Origin of the sequence: Gloeocapsopsis sp. IPPAS B-1203 (assembly GCF_002749975.1) — a bacterium.
In the GTDB taxonomy this organism is placed as follows: domain Bacteria; phylum Cyanobacteriota; class Cyanobacteriia; order Cyanobacteriales; family Chroococcidiopsidaceae; genus Gloeocapsopsis.
Genome location: NZ_PEIG01000016.1, coordinates 87,443 through 108,651 on the forward strand (window position 1 = coordinate 87,443; position 21,209 = coordinate 108,651).

Genomic DNA, 21,209 nt, shown 5'->3' on the forward strand with positions numbered 1-21,209 from the left:
AGTTCAAAGTAATTATTTGAAGCTGCAGAAATTTGCGTGCGGAGATTTTTGCCGTTCAGCAAACTGTACAAGACAGTTGTAAGTTTTAGAATGTCCTAATTGGATTAACAATTTCTATATGCTACTCCTCATTTTGAGTTTGTATATCTCATTGAATTCTCAAGATCAATAAAGAATTTATTATTTTTGTTGGTCATAGAGACTTGTGGTGCTATTGTTCCTAACAACATTGGCAATTTTCTTTGAGATAGGGGCATACGCTGTGAAATACTTCCAAGAGGCAAAAGCCCACTTTGTTGCAAGCCACCAGCACCCGATTAATCAATTTCTACATCACTTGACAAATATTGTAGCGATCGCCGCTGTTATCTTTTTGTTCTACGATTGGCGACTCACAATTGTCTGTTTAGTGTTAACCCAAGTTTTTGCTCTAGGCGGTCATGCTTTTTTTGAAAAGAATGAACCTGCGTTTGTCAAGTATCCAGGGATAACAATTTTAGCATCAATGCAGTGGTCTTTTGAGAATTGGTTTGGTGCACGCCAACTCTTGCAGTATTTCCAGCATAAAGCTCTCAGTGATTAGTTTCAAGCAACAATATTTATTGATTTTAAGGATAACTCATGTATCAAGGTTTACCAGTTATTGATGCGGATGCCCATAAGCTCGAAAATCCATTGGTCATGCGAGATTATATCGAGCCAGAGTATCGCGATCGCATTGGTTTAGTGATTGATAGCTTAGGCGATCAAAGGGCAAGAATTATTGACTTTAACCCCGCAACCGGAAAAAACGACTTGATGCGGATGTTTCCGCAACCCCAAGGCATGGGTAAAGGTGGTTTCCGCAATTTGCATCCGGATACGACATTAGGCGCAATGTTTAATCGCATCCGCATTGAACATATGGATCGCGAAGGCATTGACGTTCATGTGATTTACGGTACGTTAAACTTAATCTTTTCTAGCATTCTGGATAAAGACTTAGCGATCGCGCTTTGCCGTGCTTACAACAGTTACATGGCAGATGACTGTCGGGGTTATGATAATCGATTGAAACCCATTGGCGTGATTCCACTACAAGACGTTGATGCAGCAGTTGCCGAGATGCATCGTTGTGTTAATGAACTGGGGATGATCAGCGTTGCTGTTGCTCCAAATATGCCAATTCCGCACCCGAAAGCACCTGATGCCTTTCCCGAAATCCGCAGTTGCAAAACAATTAGCCATCCAGACTTTCGCCCCATTCTTCAAGCTGCAGTCGATTTGAATATCGGCTTGGGAATACATGGAGGACCTGGTTCTTACATGGTAGGCGGAATATCTGACTACACCGAGACTTTTGTCCTCACCCACATTTTTGTGCAGCGCAACCAACAACAGCTAGCTTTAGCACGGATGATATTTGATGGCGCATTTGAGCAATTTCCCACCTTGCGCGTCGGGTTTCTAGAAGGGGGTTGTGGTTGGGTACCCGATTTAGCCCATGCATTCCACGAACATTGGGAAAAGCGCATTCGTGATTTTGATCCGAAACACCCTTATCGCCCGTCGTTGATGGAATTTACCAAGTTAATGATTCAAGAACGCGGGACACACAATAACGTCAACTTGATTAGTCAAGCAAAAAACCTATTTGATTTATTGTGGAATACACAGCACGATCCGACAAAAATTGATGATGCAAGTTTGTACGAACACTACGACTTACGTCACCGCGATCCCTTAGAATATTTTGAACGCAGACAAATTTTCACTTCATTTGAATCTGACGATCCTGGTCCTGCCTATCTACACATTGCTATGGGTGAAACTGGCAAGCACCTCGCTTGCTTCTCCGGCGATTATGGCCACTGGGATGGCGTATTACAAAATTGCGTCCGCGATGCTGCGACAGTTGCAGATTACGATCGCGAGCACCTGGAGTTACTTCTAGGTGGTAATGCTTTAGCATTATATGGCGATCGCCTGCGTCAAACGCTACCAACTCATCTCTCAACGCAAACAGCAAATCTATCTACATGAAGTCGGATTTCTCAAATTAATTCCTAGTTACTAACCACTAGCCACTAACCCCTCGCTCCTAACTCCTAGCACCTAACACAATGCGTGTACTACTTTTATATCCACTTTTCCCCAAATCTTTCTGGTCCTTTGATCGCGCACTAGAACTCATTGGGCGTAAAGTTTCTCTGCCCCCATTGGGGATGATTACTGTAGCAGCAATTTTGCCTCAAAACTGGGAGTTCCGCCTTGTAGATCGCAATGTAGGCGAGGAAACTGAAGCAGACTGGGCTTGGGCAGATTTAGTCATTATTTCTGGCATGATTGTCCAAAAACCTGATATGCTGCATCTAATTCATGAGGCAAAGCGACGGGATAAATTGGTAGCAGTGGGTGGTCCCTATGTGACTTCTGTCCCTGATGCAGCGCAGGAAGCGGGAGCAGATTTTCTCGTTTTAGATGAAGGCGAAATTACGTTACCACTTCTTGTTGCTGCACTCGAACGCGGCGAAACTTCAGGAATTTTTACTGCCAAAGGAGAAAAGCCTGATGTCACTAGTACGCCAATTCCACGATTTGATCTCCTCGATCTCAACGCCTATAACGAGATGTCAGTGCAATTTTCGCGGGGGTGTCCTTTTCAGTGCGAATTTTGCGACATTATTGTGCTGTATGGGCGTAAACCTCGAACCAAAACACCAGCACAACTAATCGCTGAGTTACAGACACTTTACGATTTAGGCTGGCGGCGTTCAGTATTTATGGTCGATGACAATTTTATTGGTAACAAGCGCAATGTCAAGCTGTTACTACAGGAACTTGGTCCTTGGATGGCAGAACACCAATATCCTTTTCGCCTTGCTACAGAAGCATCGGTAGATTTGGCACAAGATGATGAATTGTTAGCATTGATGGTTGCGGCGAACTTTACTTCAGTATTTTTAGGAATTGAAACGCCAGATACCGACAGCCTGGCGCTAACTCACAAATTCCAAAATACGCGCAATTCGTTAGTCGAGTCGGTGCGGAAAATTAATCAAGCTGGCTTGAGCGTCATGGCAGGTTTTATTCTGGGATTCGATGATGAAAAACCTGGTGCAGGCGATCGCATTATCGATTTTGTCGAAACCACAGCAATTCCTAAAGCGATGTTTGGGTTACTACAAGCACTGCCAAATACTGCTTTATGGCAACGGCTACAGAAAGAAGGGCGTCTTTTAGAAGCGAAGCAAGAAACTGAAGGTCATCAGATGACTTTAACAAACTTTGTTCCTACGCGTCCTTTGCCAGAGTTAGCACGCGAGTACGTGAGTTGCTTCTGGGAACTGTATGAACCTCGTCGCTATCTATCAAGAGTATACCGTCACTTTATGGCAATGAAGCCAGCACCACACAAAGCACCCTTTCGGATGTTGGAACTTATCGAGATGCGAGCAGTATTCATTATCTGCTGGCGACAGGGCTTTAAACGTAATACTCGGTTTCAATTCTGGAAACAACTATTTGGCATAATGCGCCATAATCCAGGTGTATTTGTTCCTTATTTGAGTAATTGTGCACTAATTGAACACTTTATTCAATATCGGCAAATTGTCCGTGACGAAATTGAAGCACAATTAGCTACATTATTGGAAGAATCAAAGGAAGATATGGCAGTCAAAACATATGCAGCCTAACAACTAAAGTCGCGGCTTCATCAGCTCATCCTGCTGTGAAGATTGTTGATAGTTCGGCAACTTATTAACAATTAACCATTAACAACCTTTAAGTTACGTTTGTTTTCATTCACTTACTGAATATGGTTTCAGTTGCTCGAAAAAATCTCCTAGAAGATCTACCACGCTTTCTTGTCGCCCAAGCGGGAATCATGTTTGCAGTAAGCTTGGTAACAATTCAAACAGGGATTTTTAATGGTTTTACTCGCTCAACGACACAGATTATTGAACACTCGCAAGCGGATATCTGGGTGACTTCTGAGAGTATTGTGCATCTGGAACTATCTTTGCCTATTCCTGCCAGCAAAGTTAATGACGCTCAAAAAGTAGATGGTGTTGCCAGCGCAGAACCTTTAACGCTCAGAGGTGCAATTTGGCGTAACTCGTTACAAGAGATTAACTTAGTACGAATTATTGGCTTCGATCCCAATGGGCAACTGTTTGCACCCAAAAACGTTACTCAAGGCAGCATTAGTGCTTTATCGGAGCCTTACACGGTGATGCTGGATGGTACAAATCTCACAACACTCAATGTACACAATGTTGGGGAAGTTGAGGAAATTGCGACTTTACCAGCACGAGTCATTGGCTTGACACAGGGAAATCGCTCGATTATCTCTAACCCCTTTATATTTACTTCCTTGTCAAATGCTAACGCCTATGCTAATTCCGGTCAAAGTGCAACTTTATCGTGCAAAGTGCAAGCAGGTTCATCAGATATTCAATGTACTAATGTTTATACACAGCCTGAGCCTGATACAACTCCTGCACCTAAACCATTAGCAGCATCCGATTTAATTACTCATGTACTAATTCAGGCACACTCAGGAGAAGACTTACAAGTACTCAAGCAAAGAATAGAAACTGCGTTACCTAATACCCGCGCTTTTACTCAAGCAGAACTCATTAGACACAATCAACAATTTTGGCAGCAGCGTACAGGAATTGGATTTCTTTTGGGTCTTAGTACAGTTGTTGGTGTCATAGTTGGAGTCGTCGTTGTCGGGCAAATTCTTTATTCGTCGGTATCAGATCATTTAAAAGAATTTGGAACGCTTAAGGCAATGGGTGCTTCTGACTGGAAAATTTATGGTGTCATTGTCGAGCAATCCTTGTGGATGGCAATTTTAGGCTATGTACCGAGTATGATTTTGTGCTACGGTGTGGGAGCTTGGACAATGGCAACACAGGGAATTATGATTTTGATTACTCCTGTAAGTGCGATCGCAATTTTTGGTGTCACAGTTTTAATGTGTGTTGGTTCTGCTGCATTTGCCATTCAAAAAGTGACTCGCGTCGATCCGGCGATCGTTTTCAAAGCATAATCAAAGTGACTAGTGACTAGTAAAGAGTGAATTACAACTAACGACTAGCCACTAGCAACTCTAAGATAGTTTGGTTGTTCAGCTGGAGATAATAATGACGCTAAAAACTACTTCTCGTCCTCGTAATATATAGGCGGCTCAACAGCAAAGTTATCTAACCTACCTGACTCGTCAACCACATAACCATCCGTGGTAGGTAATCCTGTTCCCTCTTCTTGCGCTTCTAACGCTTCCACCTGCTGTACACTTCTTTCCGTGTCGGTATTAGCAGGTATGACTGCATCTGGGGGATTGACATCGGTTGTTTGTGCCATTTGCACGCCATAGTGATTATCTCCTGGCGCCCCTCTACCTGGCTCAGCTTCGCGAGGATCTTCTGGTAGTACTTGTTCGGGTTCGTTACTCATAATAATTTGGTCTCTGCTGCAAACTTCAATGGCTTGATTTGAGCTAATTGCCTCAATTTATTTGAAAATATCTCATTCTGTATTTGGCTTATCTCTTTCGTAGGGATTAAATTCAGGTGAATTTAATTGAAAGGCTTGTTTCCTTGTTATTTAAGCATCGTTGCCAGGTAATAAAGCTTTTAGAACTGTGGCAACTCCTAATGTTGCAGCGGCTACAGCACCCCACTTTATTGATGGATTCCTATCTAGCCAATCCGTGAAACTGGGTATTGCTAAATTGCTGAAGTCTCCTTCAACTCTGTCATAACCTTCAATAGGTTCAAAAACATTATGTGGTGCGTCTTCTGACTTCAGTTCATCAGTACGTTGTCCCACAAAACCGATCGCTAGTAACAATGCATCCACGAGTTGCGGCGAGACTTTTTGCATCAGATCGAGAATCTTACCAATATCTCCAACAATAAAATCGCGTGTTGGATGCTCAGCAGTATACAAAATTGCCTCTGCAACCAAGCTTGTTGATAATATGGTGGTACTCCTGTTGGTTTTACACCTAATTTGGTGCGGGCTTTGTTGTAGAACGGCGTATTAATTACCGCAGGCATAATGTTTGTCACGCTGATGGGAATACCTTCGTGCATTAATTCGACACGCAAGGATTCCAAAAGCCCTTCTACACCATGTTTTGAAGCAGAATAAGGACTTTGTAGCGGAATTGCCCGTCTTGCTTCTACTGAGGAAATGCTGATGAATGCACCACGTCCTTCGCGTTTAAGGTATGGTAGTGCAGCCATCGCACCGTATGCTTGTCCTGTCAGGTTAACATCAATGACGCGCTTAAATTCTTCTGGCGTGATTTTCTCAAATGGAGATAGTACGGCTGTAGCAGCAGCATGAACCCAGGTGTCTATTCTACCGTAAGCTTGTACAGTTTTGTCTGCGATCGCTTTTACCTGCTCAAAATCACTCACATCCGCCAGTACATAAATCGCCTCACCACCCAGGCGTTGAATCTCTTCCACAAGCGTTCTCAATCCTGATTCACTTCTTGCTGCTACAACGACTTTTGCTCCACGCTTGGCAAATTGCAATGCTGTTTCTCTACCAATTCCACTAGAAGCACCGATAATTGCTACGACTTGTTGATTGATGGGTTTAAGTTGAGTCACTTTTACTCCTAAATTTTTCCGCACCCTGATTACTTCCCTAGGCAAAGAAGTTTGTGAACTTTTATTAATTAACTTAGAAAAATTTTAAGGAGTTAGACATCAACCGTAAGGTTGACAAGAGAGATTTAGTTTGACGATTTGAGGTCTGAGTGAAAAGATTTTTTTTACCTCGACACTCGTAACTTTCTGTCATTCCGTCATTCTTCCTCATTTAGTTTCGCGCGATACTTTGATTTGAGAAGTTGTCCCCAAAGGCGATCGTAAGGATGCACTTGCGTTGTCTGATTGTTGCCTTGAAACACAGGACGTCCTTCATTGACCCATTGAAAGATACTACCTTTAAGGTTATATACGTGCTTGTAACCAGCCTCAGTTAATTTTGCTGCAATTTTCGCGCTCCGGTAGCCTACTGAGCAATAGACAACAATTGGTGTTTCCTGCGAGGGTAAAGCTGATAACTCAGGTTGCTTCGGATTGATATGCTGTGCTTGTTGCAGATGACTCACTTGATATTCTGCTGCATTGCGAGCGTCAAGTAGTATCGGCTGTGGGTTTTGAGAGTTCTGCCATTGTGCTAATTCTTGTGTAGTTAACCATTCAACTGTGGGAAACTTACGCCTAATGAGGGGTTTCAAAATCCAAAAAGCAAGCGATCGCCAACTAAGTACCCCTACAATACTTATACTTAGTACGAGCGCACCCCAAATTATGTTGCTGTCAATTTCATTCTTCATGACGTTATCGGCGGCTCGTCACCTTGATTATTACGAAAAGTTTAATATTATGCGAGTCAATGGTTCATTGACTAAAAATTAGTGTTAGGATTTGGCAACTTAGATCGTCTAGGTAACTGAATGTTTTTCAACACTCTTGCAGAGCTTTCACGTAATCACTGTATTGCCTTGTGTGCAGTATTAGTTCCTGCTAACTTAATCGCTACCTCGCTGACAATCCTGCTGACAGCGTTGCGGCGTCCCTTAGCTCAGATATATCAATCAGCAGGAATTGCTAGTATCTTTGCAGTGTTGATGTTGTTGCACATCTGGACTTGGTTTGCGATCGGAGTTGTGATGGCTCCAACATACATCTTGCTATGGTTAGCAAGCACCTGTTTTTTAACTAATTTAGGGTCAATTATTGTTGCTAGACGCTTTGCAGTAAAACGTCCTGTAGTAGCACAATAATATTTGATAGTTCTCTGCTAGCAATGACTTAAGATAAGTGGGCTAATCAACCAAATCAATATTGTTGTGATGTAGACATTTTGCTTGTCTACACTCAACATCTTATGTTGAATTAAGTTGACAATAGCTAAGCTATAGTTCATTACTGCATATTATCAGATTTGGACGATGAATCCTTTTGGTATAATTTAGTAATTTTTAGTTTAAATACTTAGGCTTTTAGGCATAGAACTAGCGATAGATGAATAAAGAAAAGCTTAAAGATTAATTTCAGTATATAAGTTTACTGAAATTTCTATGCTTACTTCTCCGCAGCCATTAAAAGACGTTTTCTTTTGCCCAGAAGAGTCAGATTTTTATGCATTTTGCATAGAATCATTAGTATTAAATAATTGTCCGGCTTCAAAAGCGATCGTTGAATTTGGCTCCGGTGATGGTAGTCCAGTGATAAAATCATTAGTAAGGACAAGATTTCCTGGAGTGGTACACGGCTTTGAAATCAATCATTTGGCGTACGAAGCTGCTCAATCTAAAATAGAAGCCTTCGGATTAGCAAGCAATTATATAATACACAACACGTCATTTTTTGACGCGGCACATCAAGCTGAGTATTTAATCTCAAATCCGCCTTACTTGCCTGCTAAGGACAATAAAATATATCAGCCATTTCTGCATGGAGGAACAGACGGGATTACTATTACAAAAAAGCTTTTATCTTTAGCTTATGAGAATGTATTATTAATGATCTCTAGTTACTCTAACCCAGAGAGTCTAATAGATTATGCAATAACAACAGGATATGGTATTGCAGATTTTATAGTTTCACCATTAAAATTTGGCTACTATAGCTCTGACCCTAAAGTACAACAAAGAATCACAGAATTAAGAAAAAACAATCAGGCTTTCTACTCAGAAAATATCTATATGCTAGCAGGTGTTCTATTTACAAAAAAATATAAGCTAAAGTTAGATTTATCTGAAGAATTACTTCAAATAATGACTGCTCTATAGATATTTCTACATTTTTTTAAAATTACGTTCCCTATCAAGAAACAACAGGGAACGTAATTTTGCTTATTTGACTGCAGCTAAATCAGCTTCTTTTGCTGATCGCACTATTGCTTCTCCGGCGCGATCGCCCATCAGTTTTTCTTGGTCGTATCCCAGCAAGATTTCCCAAGCTTGTTCGGGGTACTTCTGTGCTAAAGGCAAAGCAACATCATCTAGCATCCACTGTCCATGACGTTCATCTTCTCGAATGTGTAATTCCCAGTAACCCATTGCAGCTTGTGAAAGTTCCAAACGTTGGGCTGCTGCAAGATAATTGCGATAAGCCGCAGGACCTGCTACTTCAAAATAAGTTAACCCGCCGTTATAGCGCAAGAAATAACGCTTGCATTCTGTCACTAGAAAGTTGTGATTGGCGCAAGCTAACACTTCCCAAGGAACCAGATCGAAGTATGCTTCGGGTTCAGTATTCATGCCAAACTCAGATAGCATTTGAGCAAAATACGTTGAGTGCTTGCGTGATAGGCGACCATTACCATATTCTTCGAGTAACACTTTAGTTAGTGTTGCTTGCACTTCATTCGCTGCACCACCCAAAATTCGCGAAAGGCGGCTACCTTCAACTAAACCATCAAAAGAACCAATCGCGAGTATCCGGCGATATCCGGCTTCAGTAGTTTGTTCGCGGATGTAACGACTATCCTCAGATAACGGCGGATCGAGATCTCTCACACCGCGTTCTGCTAACCCTTGCTTAACATCTTCTTGTTGAATTGTAGCAACATCAAGTTGTGCTAGTTCCCACGCTTGCCAAGGTGTTTCAATGCGATCGCGTACGCTCCGCAAATAAGCCGAACGTTCGTTAGTATAGTGGCGCAAATCGTCGTACCAAAACAACTTTAGGCGATTAATACGATACAGTACGCGCTGTAAAAAACGATGAGCTGCGTCATCACCAGATCCGGTGTAATAGGCATCTTGAATAGCGCGATCAACTGATGCTTCAAATTGACTGGCAAGTTCCGGTTCGGAAGCTAATTTTTCGTCTAAATCTATCATATCGAGCAGTTCTACAAATTGCTGCTCGGCGTCATTGTATACAGTTTGGTTGGTTTGTGTAATCATCGCCTCAGCGGTAATACTTCGGATAACATTGAACAAGTTATTACAATTGTCCGTAATGCTCGCATCGCAATACTCCACTCTAGAGGTAGATCATTGAAGACACAAGAAAAATGCTAGATTCGCTTTGGAGCAATTGTTAAGATGACACCAGTTGGTGCAAATTAAATGAAAGTAGCAATTACAGGAGCAACAGGATTTGTCGGTAGTCGCTTGGTAGAACGCCTCCACGCACAAGGCGACCAAGTACTAGTTTTTACACGCAATCCTACCAGCGCCCAACGAGTTTTTCCTAAAGAAGCTTACCCTAACGTAGAAATTGTGGCATATGGTTCTACGGAATCAGGCTCTTGGCAAAATGAAATTGCCGGTTGTGATGCGGTTGTCAATCTTGCTGGAGAATCGATCGCCGAAGGACGTTGGACAACTCAACGCAAGCAGGAAATATTTCAAAGCCGCCAACTTGGTACGCAAAAAATTGTTGAGGCGATCGCTAAAGCAAATCCTAAACCTAAAGTTTTAGTCAATGCTTCTGCCATTGGTTACTATGGCACAAGTGAAACGGATACTTTTGATGAGTCAAGTTCATCAGGTCATGATTTTTTAGCGGAAGTTTGTCGCGCTTGGGAAGCTGAAGCACAGAAAGTCTTAGATTATGGTGTGCGCTTAGTTATCTTAAGATTTGGCATTGTTTTAGGAATGGGTGGTGCGATCGCACGAATGGTTACTCCTTTTAAACTTTTTGCCGGTGGACCGATTGGGAGTGGTCGTCAGTGGTTTTCTTGGATTCACCGCGACGATTTAGTAAATTTAATTATTGCAGCACTCAACCGCGAAGATATTCAAGGTGTGCTCAACGCTACTGCACCCAATCCAGTACGAATGGCAGAATTTTGTCAAACGATGGGTGAAGTTATGAATCGCCCTTCTTGGCTACCAGTTCCTGGCTTTGCGATAGAAGCGCTTTTAGGAGATGGCGCAATTGTTGTTTTAGAAGGACAAAAAGTTTTGCCGCAACGAGCACAAGCGTATAATTTTGAGTTTCAGTACCCGAATGTGAAACAAGCGTTAGCAGATATTTTGTCATAAAAGTTAAGCTGATGCCTTAATAACTTTTAGGTTCAACCACTTGGGTTCAAGTGACGATGTAATTGAAGTTAGTTGGTAAGACAATTGTCGCTAAACTAATGCTGAATTTGCTTAGCTCATGAATTTGTATGAATAAGATTGCTTGCACTCTGAATAAAGCAATTGTGTGAAGTCTGTCAAAGTTTGCAGCTAGAGCAGTAACTTTACTTGTTCGTTTTTTCGAGCAGAGTGAGTTGTCAGCGTTAATGGCGATCGCACTTAACTATTGCCTGCTGAATGATTGCTCGAATGCGGAGTGTGGTGGTTGATTAAGTTGTCCCCGATCAGATCGCGTTGTGCGAAATTAGTCGTTATCACAGTCAAACAGACATATGAAGTTTTTTGTCCGTTTTATTTCGATTGGTCGCTGCTCAACATTACTGTTGTTGTGAGTTTAACCGCTTAAATATCCAACTGATTAACCCACTCACGATTGACCCAGCCATCAAGATACCAATTGCAGGCGTAAACACTGGTTGCCATAACTTGTACCACAGATCTAACCCCAGGGGAATATGGAGTGTATGACCAATTACTGCGATCGCCAGCCAAAAAAAACTCAATAAAACAAGGAAAAAGTCGGCAACTAAAGCGGTATTTAACCAATTTAATAACTTTTCTTTCATTTAAATTAAACTGGATTGCAATAATCAAATAAACTAAAAAAATAAAGACAGCTTTAAAATTTGTGTTAGTCAATGGTCATTATAAATATTTTTCATTAACCATTAACGATCGAGCGCACTATTCCTAAGCTTCAAACAACCAGCTTTGGACTCTTTGCAGGCTTTTCCATTCAGGTTTGCGAGTTAAACCATCCTCAATACTTTGTTTAATTTCATCGCGCATTTCTGAGTCAATCATAATCAATTGCATCGCATGATCGATGTGTTCTCGGACTCCTTTTTGACCTGTTTCTAACATAGCAACTGCAAGATTCACGCGGGCTTGGGGATCGTGAGGATGCAGCTTTACTGCTTTTTGTGCTGCTTTGTACGCCGAGTTTGGTTTGTCATTCAGCAAATAAATCCACGCCAAACAAGTCCAAGCTGCACTACTTTTAGGGGAGCGATCGCAAAGTTCTTGAAAAACTGGAACCAAAGTTGCAGGGTCTTCACCAGCTTTGTAGCGTTCTATAGCAGTTTCAAATAGAGAGCCGACCGTTTCTGTCATTACTAAGTAAGTGGGTAAAAATCAATGTAACTAAAGACTGGTAACTGGTAACTGGTCATTGGAAAGCATCTCTATAACCCATGACCGTTACCTGCCCTAAAATTTTAGACAATACCAAGCCTAAATTAAACTCCAAACGATTTACCGCAGCCACAAGTTTGGTTAGCATTGGGATTGGTAAATTGAAAACCGCCACCAATCATAGCATCGCTATAGTCAAGCATTAAACCATAAAGGTACAGCATACTTTTGCGATCGCATACGATTTTGAAGCCGTTGTAGTCATAGACTTCGTCATCGCTACGGATTTTGCTGGGATCTTCAAAATCCATCATGTAAGACATTCCCGAACAGCCGCCTTGACGAACACCAACTCGTAAACACAAATCTTTACCTTGTCGGTCACGCAAAAACATTACTTGCCGTAAAGCTGCTTCACTGAGTAGAATACCGCGTTGTTGTGATGGTGCTTGTACCATAATCCGATCAAACTCCTGATATCTTTTAACGTAAACTTATGTCAGCTTTTTCGTTTATTTTAACGGCTGAGATACAAAGATTTGAGGAATTTACTTTGCTCCTTTAAAAGCGCTCTAAAGATTTCTATCCTAGTATTGAAGGGTTAAATACATATAGAGATTGTAACCCTCAAGCAGAGACTTGCAAAAAGACTCTCAAACTAATGCTTCACATCGCATTGTTCTGGTTAGCTTGGTTATATGACAATGTCCTTAAATTGCTCTACCCGTCGTCGATTACAAAAATTAAACCAGATCTCGAGTGTTTGGGAAGGAGATCGACGTCCTTTGTCAACTCACAAAGACTCAGAAGTACAAGGTGAATGCATCTTGTGGGTAGACGGTTCACAAGGCGTTGTTAGGGCTATGGATGTAGTCGCCCCAGAAACTGGTCCAGAAGCTGTGGTGCGTACCTTACTGCGGGCAATGGAACATCCCAATTCTCCAGCCCAACCCGCACGTCCTCAAAAAATTGTCGTCAGCGATCGCGAATTACAGTTCTTCTTGCGTGGTGTTCTTCAAGAACTCGAAATCGTCATTGACTATGTGCCACAATTGCCACTCATCAACGAACTGTATCGTGGATTCCAAGAAGTTAGAAACGAGTATACGCCTGATTTACCATCACAGTTTGCTGAACCTCTCAAGAAGAAAGCTCTAGAAATATGGCAAGCTGCACCTTGGGAGTTGCTCGAAGAACATCAAATTCTGGCAATTGAGCTAAATCAAAACGATGTTGGCACACTTTATGCTTCGGTGATGGGAATGTTGGGAATGGAGTATGGAATTTTGTTCTATCGCTCTCAAGATTCACTGCGACGATTTCGAGCTTCGGTTTTGTCTGATGAGGAAGAATCTCCAGAATTGCTAGAAGAAGCTTTTTTGAAGCAGGATTGTTTATTTTTAACATTTGAACGAACAGGGGGGGAAGAAGATGAAGAAATCGATATTATCGATTTAGCAGATCTGCCAATAACCCAAATTCAACCTTCGTTTGGTATTATTCACCCGCTTGAAGGATTGCGTGCAGTGCTTTATGAAGAAGAAGCAGCAGCAGTATTTCTCGCGCTAGCAGCCCTTACCCGATTTATCAGCAGCAAACGCCGTCAATTGACTGCAGAAGTGTTTCCAGATTTAAGCGATCGCTATCGTATTGCTTTACCAAAAAACAAAACTCGTAAAAGTGTGCAGGTTGATGTCACTGTTAACACAATGCCAGAATTGGCAGCAGAGCTAGAAGCAATGGCGGGTTTTGGTCATGAAGATGAATTTGTGGATGTAGATGATGTACCAAGCTTAGGAGCAATTAGAGATGATTTGATTCCTGAAGACTCTTTTCTTAGTCTGGGTGTCATTTCGTGGGAAATGGTAGAGCATCTGCGTGAAACTGCGACGCACTTTGCACAGCCTGGAGAAATGTCCTCTAGAGGAGATGGCTTACCAGTAATTTTGATTCAAACCTCCCGTCCCAAAGCTAAAAATTTAATTGCAGCAATTCAAGCAACTGGAGGACTTAAGGGTATTGGGTTTAATCCTGGGGCAGATGTCTTTGGTGGCGATCGCTATGACTTAGGTATTATACAAACTGAAAATGGCGAGTTATTTCTCTTCGGTGAATTTTTAGAAGACGATTCTGTTCATGTCGCTGCACGCAAAAAGTGGGACGAACGCTGCAAAAAAACCGAAGGCTACTGTGGTTTAATCATTGCCCGTGGCTTAATGGGTGCTTCGCGAGGACAGCCGCAATTACGCGACATGATGGCATTGTTTGAAGCGCGATCGCTTTCTGCGCAAGACTTAGGAATTGGTACGCTGCAACTTATGCCCCAATTTGAATAAAGCATATCAGCAGCCTTGACTTTAAGTAACTTACAATTACCCACCCTCACTATTAGAAAATTGCGATCGCTCTAAATTAGACAAAATATCTCCTCTCCTTCAGATTAAAATATGTAAAGAAAATGTGAGCAGGATAGAGTGAATGCGCGTTGCAATCGTCGGAGCGGGGTTGGCTGGGCTAGCAACCGCCGTAGATTTAGCAGATGCTGGTTGGGAAGTAGAAATTTTTGAATCTCGCCCGTTTGTTGGTGGTAAGGTCGGCAGTTGGATAGATACTGATGGTAATCATGTTGAGATGGGACTCCACGTCTTTTTCGGTAACTATTACCAACTATTTGAATTGATGCGAAAAGTGGGAGCCGATCAAAATCTCCGTCTCAAAGAGCATATCCATACCTTTATCAACAAGGGAGGAAAAACCGGCGCCTTAGATTTTCGTTTTCTTACTGGCGCACCCTTCAACGGCTTGAAGGCTTTTTTTACTACATCGCAATTATCTGTACAAGATAAAATCCAAAATGCGATCGCACTTGGAACAAGTCCCATTGTCCGCGGATTGGTAGACTTCGACGGCGCAATGACAACAATCCGAAATTTGGATGATGTCAGCTTTGCTGATTGGTTTCGCCGCCAGGGAGGTTCGCAAGGTAGCTTAGAGAGAATGTGGAATCCAATTGCTTACGCGCTAGGCTTTATTGATACCGAAAATATTTCAGCACGGTGTATGCTGACAATCTTTCAAATGTTTGCTGCACGTACTGAAGCATCAGTATTGCGAATGCTTGAAGGTTCGCCTTATGAATACCTACACAAGCCAATTATTGATTACTTAGAAGCACGGGGAGCCAAAATCTATACTCGTCGCCGTGTCCGAGAAATTCAGTTCACTGAAGCACCGACTCGCGTCACAGGATTAGTAATTGCGCAAGGGGACACCGAAGAAATAATGACTGCGGATGCTTACGTATGTGCATGTGATGTCCCAGGTATTCAGCGTTTACTACCACAACAATGGCGCAAGTGGTCAGAATTTGACAATATTTATAAATTAGATACAGTTCCCGTTGCTACTGTACAACTGCGATTTGATGGTTGGGTAACAGAATTACACAATGCTACCGAACGCCAGCAACTCGATCGTGCTGCGGGTATGGATAATTTGCTATACACTCCCGATGCTGATTTTTCTTGCTTCGCTGACCTAGCATTGACTAGCCCTAGCGATTATTATCGTGAGGGACAAGGTTCATTGATGCAACTTGTACTGACTCCTGGAGATCCTTTTATCAAACAAAGTAACGAGGCGATCGCACACCATGTTTTGCAGCAAGTCCATGAGTTGTTTCCTTCTTCTCGTAACCTAAACATGACGTGGTATAACGTTGTCAAACTAGCACAATCACTCTATCGCGAAGCCCCTGGGATGGACCCCTATCGCCCACCTCAAAAAACACCTGTGGAAAACTTTTTCCTCGCGGGTAGTTACACCCAGCAAGACTATATCGATAGTATGGAAGGCGCTACTTTATCTGGACGCCGTGCAGCTAAAGCAATTTTGGCAAGCACAGTAACCGTTAGTCCCCAACCTTCAGCGGTTGGTAGTTAAACCACAGCAAACACAAAGGAATATATCGAATGCCAGATTGGTTAGAACATAGCGTGCAGGTTGAGGTGGATGCACCCATTGATCTCGTGTGGAGTTTGTGGTCTGATCTTGAGCAGATGCCTCGGTGGATGAAGTGGATTTCATCAGTTAAGGTTTTAGAAGATAATCCCGAACTCTCTCGCTGGAAGCTCAATACAGGGGGATTAGAGTTCACATGGCTATCGCGAATTCTCAAAATGGTTCCCCAGCAAATTATTCAATGGGAATCGGTTGATGGATTGCCCAACCGCGGCGCAATTCGTTTTTACGATCGCCACAACACCAGTATTGTTAAACTTTCTATCTCCTACGCAATCCCTGGTATTTTAGGTAAAATTATGGATAATCTATTCCTTGGTCGTGCGGTAGAATCTACGATTAAAGCAGATTTAGAACGCTTCCGCGACTATGCACTCCAAGCAAAAGCTGCACAGAAATAACATAGCTGCGGTAACTAAATTAACAAGCTACAAACTATAAAAAGGCTATATTTGACTATCAATAGTTAAGCTTGCTGAATGAAATTCCTACGAGGTTATCTTGTTAGCCTTGTCAGTTCTAAATTTATGCCAATTGCTTTCAAGGTTGCAGTTGTCATAGGTTCATTGCTGTTTGCCATCAATCATGGCGCAGCTTTTATCCAAGGAAAAATGATGCGCGATCGCTGAGATCCAGCGATGCTTACTTATTTAGTCCCCTATTTTGTGAATATTCACGGTCGTATATCAGTACGCGAAGACTTTAATTATGTATGTAAGTATAATTAAAGAGCGCACTTTTTTAGGTCAGGTCATGGGTAGTAAAGATTCTTGCCAATGACCAATGACCAGTTACCAAGTTGGATCGCTAAACAAATTAATAACTAGTTCATCATATCCAGGTGGTACTGTGGTTATACAAGCACGGATTGTGTCGCCATCTTCTAGTTCTACTTCACAAGCGTGACACGAACCCATCAAACACCCCGTAGGAATTGTTACCCCAGCACGATCAGCAACATCTAATAGCAGTTCGCCTACTGTAGCTGTAACCGTTATATCATCTGGCAAAAAATGTATTTTAACTGCCATGATCTCAAGACGGCAAAATCTTTGTTAAATCTAAGTTTGCTTCTACAATAGCAGCAAGTGTATTTAAGACCATTTCGCGCTGCTTGCGATAGTTGGACACACCTGTAGGTAAGGATTTTAAACCACGTTGTTGCCGCAGGCGATTTAACCAAGCGCGCCGCCAAGCGCCGTTATCGAAAATACCATGCAAGTAAGTGCCCCATACAGATTGATAATTATCGACTAAGCCTAAGCTAGAGTCATCAAATAAAGCTTGATAAGTATTAGGTGCTGTGTCTGGAGATTCTACTAAGCGCGATCGCCCTTGATGAATTTCGTATCCTGCCACAGGTAATCCGACTTGCGGAAAATTAGAGACAACTTGTCGCTGTCGCGCTATTTTTTGCCCAGTAATAACAGTTTGAATTGGTAATAAACTTAATCCCTTAAATCTTCCTGCTTCCCCTTCGACTCCTTCAGGATCAGCGAGGAATTTACCTAACATTTGAAAGCCACCACAAATTCCCAACACAGTACCACCTGCTGCTGCATACTGTTGAATGGCTTCTGCCATTCCCGTTCTTTGTAAAATTAACAAATCAGCAATTGTTGTTTTTGAACCTGGAATAATGACAGCATCGGGATGTCCTAGCTCTTGTTTAGGACTAACATATTTGAGCAATACACTAGGTTCAGCTTCTAAAGGGTCAAAATCTGTAAAGTTAGAAATTCGAGGTAGTCGGATAACTGCAATTTCTAGTTCACCTTGCTCTTTGTGTGACTTGCGTTCGAGTAAGTCTAGAGAATCTTCTGCTGGAAAGACTTCTTCAATCCAAGGAATAACACCTAAAACAGGAATTCCTGTCCGTTCTTCCAACCATTGAATACCTGAGTCTAAAAGCGATCGCTGTCCGCGAAATTTATTAATAACGATACCGCGAATGAGCGCTCTTTCCTCTGGTTCCAGTAGTTCTAAAGTTCCTACCACATGGGCAAAAGCACCGCCTCGATCAATGTCAACAACCAGCAAGGTGGACGCATTTAAGTGTTTTGCTACCCGCATATTTGTTAAATCGCGATGCTTCAGATTAATTTCTGCCGGACTTCCCGCGCCTTCACAGACAAGTAAATCAAAATCTGCAGCTAAGTGTTGTAACGATTCTGTAATTGCTTGCCAACCTACCTCAAAATACTGCTCATAGTAATCAGTTGCACTCACTCTTCCTACAGCTTTTCCCTTCAAAATCACTTGAGAAGTCATATTCCCTTGGGGCTTGAGGAGAATGGGATTCATATCTACTGTCGGTGTTACTCCTGCAGCCCAAGCTTGTACTGCTTGTGCATAACCAATTTCGCCCCCAGTGGTGGTGACATAGGAGTTTAAAGCCATATTCTGTCCTTTAAAGGGCGCAACCCGCCAGCCACGCCGCGCCAAAATGCGACAAATAGCTGCACTAAGGAGCGATTTTCCAGCGTGAGATGTGGTTCCTACCACCATGATTGCTTTCATAAGGGGCGTTTAGCTCAAGAAGTTAAAAAAGTGAGGTATCAAGTTGGCTATAGTTACGTAGCAGGGATCAAGGGTCAGGGTTAAAACAGTGGCTAGGCAATAACCTTGCCCGTAATTAGAGAAATGATTCTGGGTCTCTCTATAATGTCCTAACCATATTGACTATTGCCACAGCATAAGTCTCATTTTATATTTTTCCCTTTTCCTGCTCACTTTTAACTACTTGTAAAGTAATCTCAATTAAAATGGCAGTCGCAACCAGCGGTTGAGCGTATTAGTTATGATATCGCGAGGTGTCGATTCCCACGTTCCTTGTTCTTCTATCACTTGACGACCTAGCGGTGTTAAGCGAAAACTATCTGTAATTCCCTGTCCATCGACTTCCCTTCGCAATACTCCCACTTTGACTAACCACAGCAACGCATTTTCTACTGATAATTCGGATAAAGGACGTTCGATATAGCCTTGCTGCACTCCTGTCGTAGCGATCGCACTTACTGGGACACTTTGATAGCGCATCGTTTCAAATAAATGCCTTTGAAAGGGAGAACAGACAAGTGACACTTTTGCTCTTTTTATTGTCTTGCTCGGATAAAGAACTTTTTTAGGAGTTTTGGGTTCAGCGGTTGACATTTTGTATGTATTAATACACTTTTTGCGAAAAATACCGTTAACAATATCTTGTGGTGCTAACTACCTATTTTAAACAGTTGTTGCTCAGTGCTGAAACCCCAATCATATGTTGTAGAAGTAAATAAGTAATTATAGTCCAGGTTGCTGCATAGAATATCACTATATTTGTAATAATTATATTTACAGTAAGTGATAGCTTTGTGATGGTTTTCAGTGGAATTGCGCATGACAAAAAGTCAGAGTATTTCTAAATTTGTGTTGTAGCTAAGTAATGTAGACAAAGCTACAAAACTATGATTTACTACTTGCTAATTTGCATTTCTGATTTAAGCATTGAGACAGCCATAACCTACTTCAAAAGATGTAGTAAAAACAATCAAATAGCTTCTAGGGTTCCGGTTTAAATTATCAGAATTATTGGAAATTTAAATGACTGGTCCAAGAGAAGCAGCCAGCCTGGAAGTCAAAATAACTAGGCGGTACACGGCGGGAAAAAAGCCCGGGAGAGACACAAAACAGTACAACTACTGTGACTGGCTGTCCGGGCTTTTGTATTGCTAGAAGTAATTATCTGGTTGTAACTTGAAACTTGCAGGATAGAGACATGACACAAGGCGAACGCCCTTCCGAACAGAATTCTACTGAAGCACAAAGAGCTTTAGAAAAAGAAACTCAGTTATCTTTTACAGGCTGGCAACAAGAAGTTTCGCGTGGTTTAGAGTTTGGGTTAGAAGCTGCAGAAAGCATTCGCGATCGCACAATTTCTACATTCTCGCGCGGTGAATTACCTCACTACGCAGGTATCAATACTTTCCTGAAAGCACCTTACATCGAAGATGTTCGTAAAGTAGGTGAATATGACGTAGCGATCGTTGGCGTGCCACATGATTCAGGTACGACTTACCGCCCAGGAACACGATTTGGTCCGCAGGGTATTCGTCGCATTTCTGCTTTGTATACGCCATATAACTTTGAACTCGGTGTTGATCTACGCGAACAAATCACTTTGTGTGATGTTGGTGATGTTTTTACAATTCCTGGCAACAACGAGAAGTCTTTCGATCAAATTTCTAAAGGTATTGCCCATATTTTTGGTTCGGGCGCTTTTCCCATTATTTTAGGAGGAGATCATTCAATTGGTTTTCCTACAGTACGTGGAGTCTGCCGTCACTTAGGTGATAAAAAAGTAGGAATTATTCACTTTGATCGCCACGTAGATACGCAAGAGACAGACTTAGATGAAAGAATGCACACCTGTCCTTGGTTTCACGCAACAAATATTAAAAATGCTCCGGCAAAAAATTTAGTGCAATTAGGAATTGGCGGTTGGCAAGTTCCACGTGCAGGTGTTAAGGTGTGCCGCGATCGCGCTACCAATATTCTCACTGTTACTGACATCACCGAAATGGGCTTAGATGCAGCAGTGGAATATGCTCTAGAACGAGCGTTAGATAGTACTGACTGCGTTTATATTAGCTTTGACATTGACTGTATCGATGCCGGATTTGTCCCTGGCACAGGCTGGCCTGAACCAGGTGGTTTATTACCCAGGGAAGCACTTTATCTACTCGGTAAAATTGTTCAAAAAGCCCCAGTATGCGGTTTAGAAGTTGTTGAAGTTTCTCCACCTTACGATGTCAGCGACATGACTGCACTAATGGCAACTCGCGTAATTTGCGACACGATGGCGCATTTAGTTATTTCAGGACAACTACCCCGAAAAGAGAAACCAGCTTACATCCATCCTGAAGCAACACCTGAAGTTATCAGTGAGTGGCAGTAG

General features: G+C 42.1%; 20 protein-coding genes, 2 pseudogenes and 1 riboswitch. Of the genes and pseudogenes, 12 read left to right on the forward strand and 10 right to left on the reverse strand.

Translation table 11 applies throughout. The features are described 5' to 3' along the window. Positions 1 to 262: 262 nt before the first annotated feature. From CSQ79_RS22625 to CSQ79_RS22640, 4 genes are all read left to right on the forward strand, one after another. Positions 263 to 583 carry an Mpo1-like protein gene (locus tag CSQ79_RS22625; RefSeq protein ID WP_099703382.1) on the forward strand — a complete coding sequence of 107 codons (321 nt, stop codon included), beginning with the start codon at positions 263 to 265 and terminating at the stop codon, positions 581 to 583. A gap of 38 nt (positions 584 to 621) precedes the next feature. After that, positions 622 to 2,022 carry an amidohydrolase family protein gene (locus CSQ79_RS22630; RefSeq protein WP_099703383.1) on the forward strand — a complete coding sequence of 467 codons (1,401 nt, stop codon included), beginning with the start codon at positions 622 to 624 and terminating at the stop codon, positions 2,020 to 2,022. Positions 2,023 to 2,102: 80 nt separating this feature from the next. Further along, a complete protein-coding gene (locus tag CSQ79_RS22635; protein WP_099703384.1) occupies positions 2,103 to 3,677 on the forward strand; it encodes a B12-binding domain-containing radical SAM protein in 1,575 nt (524 codons plus the stop codon). Between the two features lie 122 nt (positions 3,678 to 3,799). Beyond that, positions 3,800 to 5,041: an FtsX-like permease family protein gene (locus CSQ79_RS22640; protein ID WP_099703385.1), complete on the forward strand. Its 1,242-nt coding sequence runs from the start codon at positions 3,800 to 3,802 to the stop codon at positions 5,039 to 5,041. A 107-nt stretch (positions 5,042 to 5,148) separates the two neighbouring features. Here the strand turns inward: CSQ79_RS22640 and CSQ79_RS22645 are convergent, their stop codons facing one another. From CSQ79_RS22645 to CSQ79_RS22655, 3 genes and pseudogenes are all read right to left on the reverse strand, one after another. Beyond that, a complete protein-coding gene (locus CSQ79_RS22645) occupies positions 5,149 to 5,448 on the reverse strand; it encodes a hypothetical protein (RefSeq protein ID WP_099703386.1) in 300 nt (99 codons plus the stop codon). Positions 5,449 to 5,598: 150 nt separating this feature from the next. Then, a pseudogene (locus CSQ79_RS22650) lies at positions 5,599 to 6,647 on the reverse strand (SDR family oxidoreductase). A gap of 167 nt (positions 6,648 to 6,814) precedes the next feature. Beyond that, positions 6,815 to 7,351 carry a rhodanese-like domain-containing protein gene (locus CSQ79_RS22655; protein WP_099703387.1) on the reverse strand — a complete coding sequence of 179 codons (537 nt, stop codon included), beginning with the start codon at positions 7,349 to 7,351 and terminating at the stop codon, positions 6,815 to 6,817. A gap of 120 nt (positions 7,352 to 7,471) precedes the next feature. Here CSQ79_RS22655 and CSQ79_RS22660 point away from each other — a divergent pair, with 120 nt between their 5' ends. Further along, on the forward strand, positions 7,472 to 7,801 hold the full coding sequence (locus CSQ79_RS22660) for a hypothetical protein (protein WP_099703388.1): 330 nt from the start codon (positions 7,472 to 7,474) through the stop codon (positions 7,799 to 7,801). Positions 7,802 to 8,098: 297 nt separating this feature from the next. Next, entirely contained in the window at positions 8,099 to 8,812 is a 714-nt protein-coding gene (locus CSQ79_RS22665; protein WP_099703389.1) for a class I SAM-dependent methyltransferase, read from the forward strand. 63 nt (positions 8,813 to 8,875) lie between these two features. Here the strand turns inward: CSQ79_RS22665 and CSQ79_RS22670 are convergent, their stop codons facing one another. Next, the gene (locus tag CSQ79_RS22670; protein WP_099703390.1) at positions 8,876 to 9,934 is read right to left on the reverse strand and encodes an iron-containing redox enzyme family protein; all 1,059 of its coding nucleotides are present in this window, start codon (positions 9,932 to 9,934) and stop codon (positions 8,876 to 8,878) included. A gap of 165 nt (positions 9,935 to 10,099) precedes the next feature. Here CSQ79_RS22670 and thyD point away from each other — a divergent pair, with 165 nt between their 5' ends. Then, a complete protein-coding gene (thyD, locus tag CSQ79_RS22675) occupies positions 10,100 to 11,020 on the forward strand; it encodes a thylakoid membrane protein ThyD (protein ID WP_099703391.1) in 921 nt (306 codons plus the stop codon). Positions 11,021 to 11,436: 416 nt separating this feature from the next. Here thyD and CSQ79_RS22680 read toward each other — a convergent pair whose 3' ends face one another. The 3 genes from CSQ79_RS22680 to CSQ79_RS22690 form a co-directional block, all read right to left on the reverse strand. Next, positions 11,437 to 11,685, reverse strand: a complete 249-nt coding sequence (locus CSQ79_RS22680) for a DUF8620 family protein (RefSeq protein ID WP_099703392.1) — start codon at positions 11,683 to 11,685, stop codon at positions 11,437 to 11,439. A gap of 124 nt (positions 11,686 to 11,809) precedes the next feature. Continuing rightward, entirely contained in the window at positions 11,810 to 12,232 is a 423-nt protein-coding gene (locus tag CSQ79_RS22685) for a tetratricopeptide repeat protein (protein ID WP_099703393.1), read from the reverse strand. Between the two features lie 125 nt (positions 12,233 to 12,357). After that, positions 12,358 to 12,711 carry an iron-sulfur cluster assembly accessory protein gene (locus tag CSQ79_RS22690; RefSeq protein ID WP_099703394.1) on the reverse strand — a complete coding sequence of 118 codons (354 nt, stop codon included), beginning with the start codon at positions 12,709 to 12,711 and terminating at the stop codon, positions 12,358 to 12,360. Positions 12,712 to 12,951: 240 nt separating this feature from the next. Here CSQ79_RS22690 and CSQ79_RS22695 point away from each other — a divergent pair, with 240 nt between their 5' ends. The 4 genes and pseudogenes from CSQ79_RS22695 (at position 12,952) to nrtS (ending at position 17,001) form a co-directional block, all read left to right on the forward strand. Next, positions 12,952 to 14,589 carry a DUF6930 domain-containing protein gene (locus CSQ79_RS22695; RefSeq protein WP_099703395.1) on the forward strand — a complete coding sequence of 546 codons (1,638 nt, stop codon included), beginning with the start codon at positions 12,952 to 12,954 and terminating at the stop codon, positions 14,587 to 14,589. A gap of 142 nt (positions 14,590 to 14,731) precedes the next feature. Next, positions 14,732 to 16,195 carry a 9,9'-di-cis-zeta-carotene desaturase gene (zds, locus tag CSQ79_RS22700; protein ID WP_099703396.1) on the forward strand — a complete coding sequence of 488 codons (1,464 nt, stop codon included), beginning with the start codon at positions 14,732 to 14,734 and terminating at the stop codon, positions 16,193 to 16,195. A gap of 29 nt (positions 16,196 to 16,224) precedes the next feature. Beyond that, on the forward strand, positions 16,225 to 16,674 hold the full coding sequence (locus CSQ79_RS22705; RefSeq protein WP_099703397.1) for an SRPBCC family protein: 450 nt from the start codon (positions 16,225 to 16,227) through the stop codon (positions 16,672 to 16,674). Between the two features lie 126 nt (positions 16,675 to 16,800). Next, positions 16,801 to 17,001, forward strand: a pseudogene (gene nrtS / locus CSQ79_RS22710) (nitrate/nitrite transporter NrtS). A 63-nt stretch (positions 17,002 to 17,064) separates the two neighbouring features. Here nrtS and CSQ79_RS22715 read toward each other — a convergent pair. The 3 genes from CSQ79_RS22715 to CSQ79_RS22725 all read right to left on the reverse strand — a co-directional run bounded on the left by CSQ79_RS22715 (position 17,065) and on the right by CSQ79_RS22725 (position 19,426). Then, on the reverse strand, positions 17,065 to 17,304 hold the full coding sequence (locus CSQ79_RS22715) for a 2Fe-2S iron-sulfur cluster-binding protein (RefSeq protein ID WP_099703398.1): 240 nt from the start codon (positions 17,302 to 17,304) through the stop codon (positions 17,065 to 17,067). Positions 17,305 to 17,308: 4 nt separating this feature from the next. Beyond that, on the reverse strand, positions 17,309 to 18,793 hold the full coding sequence (gene cobQ, locus CSQ79_RS22720) for a cobyric acid synthase CobQ (protein WP_099703399.1): 1,485 nt from the start codon (positions 18,791 to 18,793) through the stop codon (positions 17,309 to 17,311). Between the two features lie 240 nt (positions 18,794 to 19,033). Beyond that, complete coding sequence (locus CSQ79_RS22725; protein WP_099703400.1) at positions 19,034 to 19,426, reverse strand: Npun_F0494 family protein; 393 nt, start codon at positions 19,424 to 19,426, stop codon at positions 19,034 to 19,036. Between the two features lie 376 nt (positions 19,427 to 19,802). After that, positions 19,803 to 19,934, forward strand: a riboswitch (guanidine-I (ykkC/yxkD leader). 96 nt (positions 19,935 to 20,030) lie between these two features. On the opposite strand from CSQ79_RS22725, the gene speB reads away from it, so the two are divergent. After that, a complete protein-coding gene (gene speB, locus CSQ79_RS22730) occupies positions 20,031 to 21,209 on the forward strand; it encodes an agmatinase (protein ID WP_099703401.1) in 1,179 nt (392 codons plus the stop codon).

What these genes read in the sequence shown, in the direction of transcription:
- CSQ79_RS22630 (WP_099703383.1), top strand. Translation starts at nt 622, where the DNA reads ATGTATCAAGGTTTACCAGTTATTGATGCGGATGCCCATAAGCTCGAA.
- CSQ79_RS22635 (WP_099703384.1), top strand. Translation starts at nt 2,103, where the DNA reads ATGCGTGTACTACTTTTATATCCACTTTTCCCCAAATCTTTCTGGTCC.
- CSQ79_RS22640 (WP_099703385.1), top strand. Translation starts at nt 3,800, where the DNA reads ATGGTTTCAGTTGCTCGAAAAAATCTCCTAGAAGATCTACCACGCTTT.
- CSQ79_RS22645 (WP_099703386.1), bottom strand. Translation starts at nt 5,448, where the DNA reads ATGAGTAACGAACCCGAACAAGTACTACCAGAAGATCCTCGCGAAGCT.
- CSQ79_RS22655 (WP_099703387.1), bottom strand. Translation starts at nt 7,351, where the DNA reads ATGAAGAATGAAATTGACAGCAACATAATTTGGGGTGCGCTCGTACTA.
- CSQ79_RS22660 (WP_099703388.1), top strand. Translation starts at nt 7,472, where the DNA reads ATGTTTTTCAACACTCTTGCAGAGCTTTCACGTAATCACTGTATTGCC.
- CSQ79_RS22665 (WP_099703389.1), top strand. Translation starts at nt 8,099, where the DNA reads ATGCTTACTTCTCCGCAGCCATTAAAAGACGTTTTCTTTTGCCCAGAA.
- CSQ79_RS22670 (WP_099703390.1), bottom strand. Translation starts at nt 9,934, where the DNA reads ATGATTACACAAACCAACCAAACTGTATACAATGACGCCGAGCAGCAA.
- thyD (WP_099703391.1), top strand. Translation starts at nt 10,100, where the DNA reads ATGAAAGTAGCAATTACAGGAGCAACAGGATTTGTCGGTAGTCGCTTG.
- CSQ79_RS22680 (WP_099703392.1), bottom strand. Translation starts at nt 11,685, where the DNA reads ATGAAAGAAAAGTTATTAAATTGGTTAAATACCGCTTTAGTTGCCGAC.
- CSQ79_RS22685 (WP_099703393.1), bottom strand. Translation starts at nt 12,232, where the DNA reads ATGACAGAAACGGTCGGCTCTCTATTTGAAACTGCTATAGAACGCTAC.
- CSQ79_RS22690 (WP_099703394.1), bottom strand. Translation starts at nt 12,711, where the DNA reads ATGGTACAAGCACCATCACAACAACGCGGTATTCTACTCAGTGAAGCA.
- CSQ79_RS22695 (WP_099703395.1), top strand. Translation starts at nt 12,952, where the DNA reads ATGACAATGTCCTTAAATTGCTCTACCCGTCGTCGATTACAAAAATTA.
- zds (WP_099703396.1), top strand. Translation starts at nt 14,732, where the DNA reads ATGCGCGTTGCAATCGTCGGAGCGGGGTTGGCTGGGCTAGCAACCGCC.
- CSQ79_RS22705 (WP_099703397.1), top strand. Translation starts at nt 16,225, where the DNA reads ATGCCAGATTGGTTAGAACATAGCGTGCAGGTTGAGGTGGATGCACCC.
- CSQ79_RS22715 (WP_099703398.1), bottom strand. Translation starts at nt 17,304, where the DNA reads ATGGCAGTTAAAATACATTTTTTGCCAGATGATATAACGGTTACAGCT.
- cobQ (WP_099703399.1), bottom strand. Translation starts at nt 18,793, where the DNA reads ATGAAAGCAATCATGGTGGTAGGAACCACATCTCACGCTGGAAAATCG.
- CSQ79_RS22725 (WP_099703400.1), bottom strand. Translation starts at nt 19,426, where the DNA reads ATGTCAACCGCTGAACCCAAAACTCCTAAAAAAGTTCTTTATCCGAGC.
- speB (WP_099703401.1), top strand. Translation starts at nt 20,031, where the DNA reads ATGACACAAGGCGAACGCCCTTCCGAACAGAATTCTACTGAAGCACAA.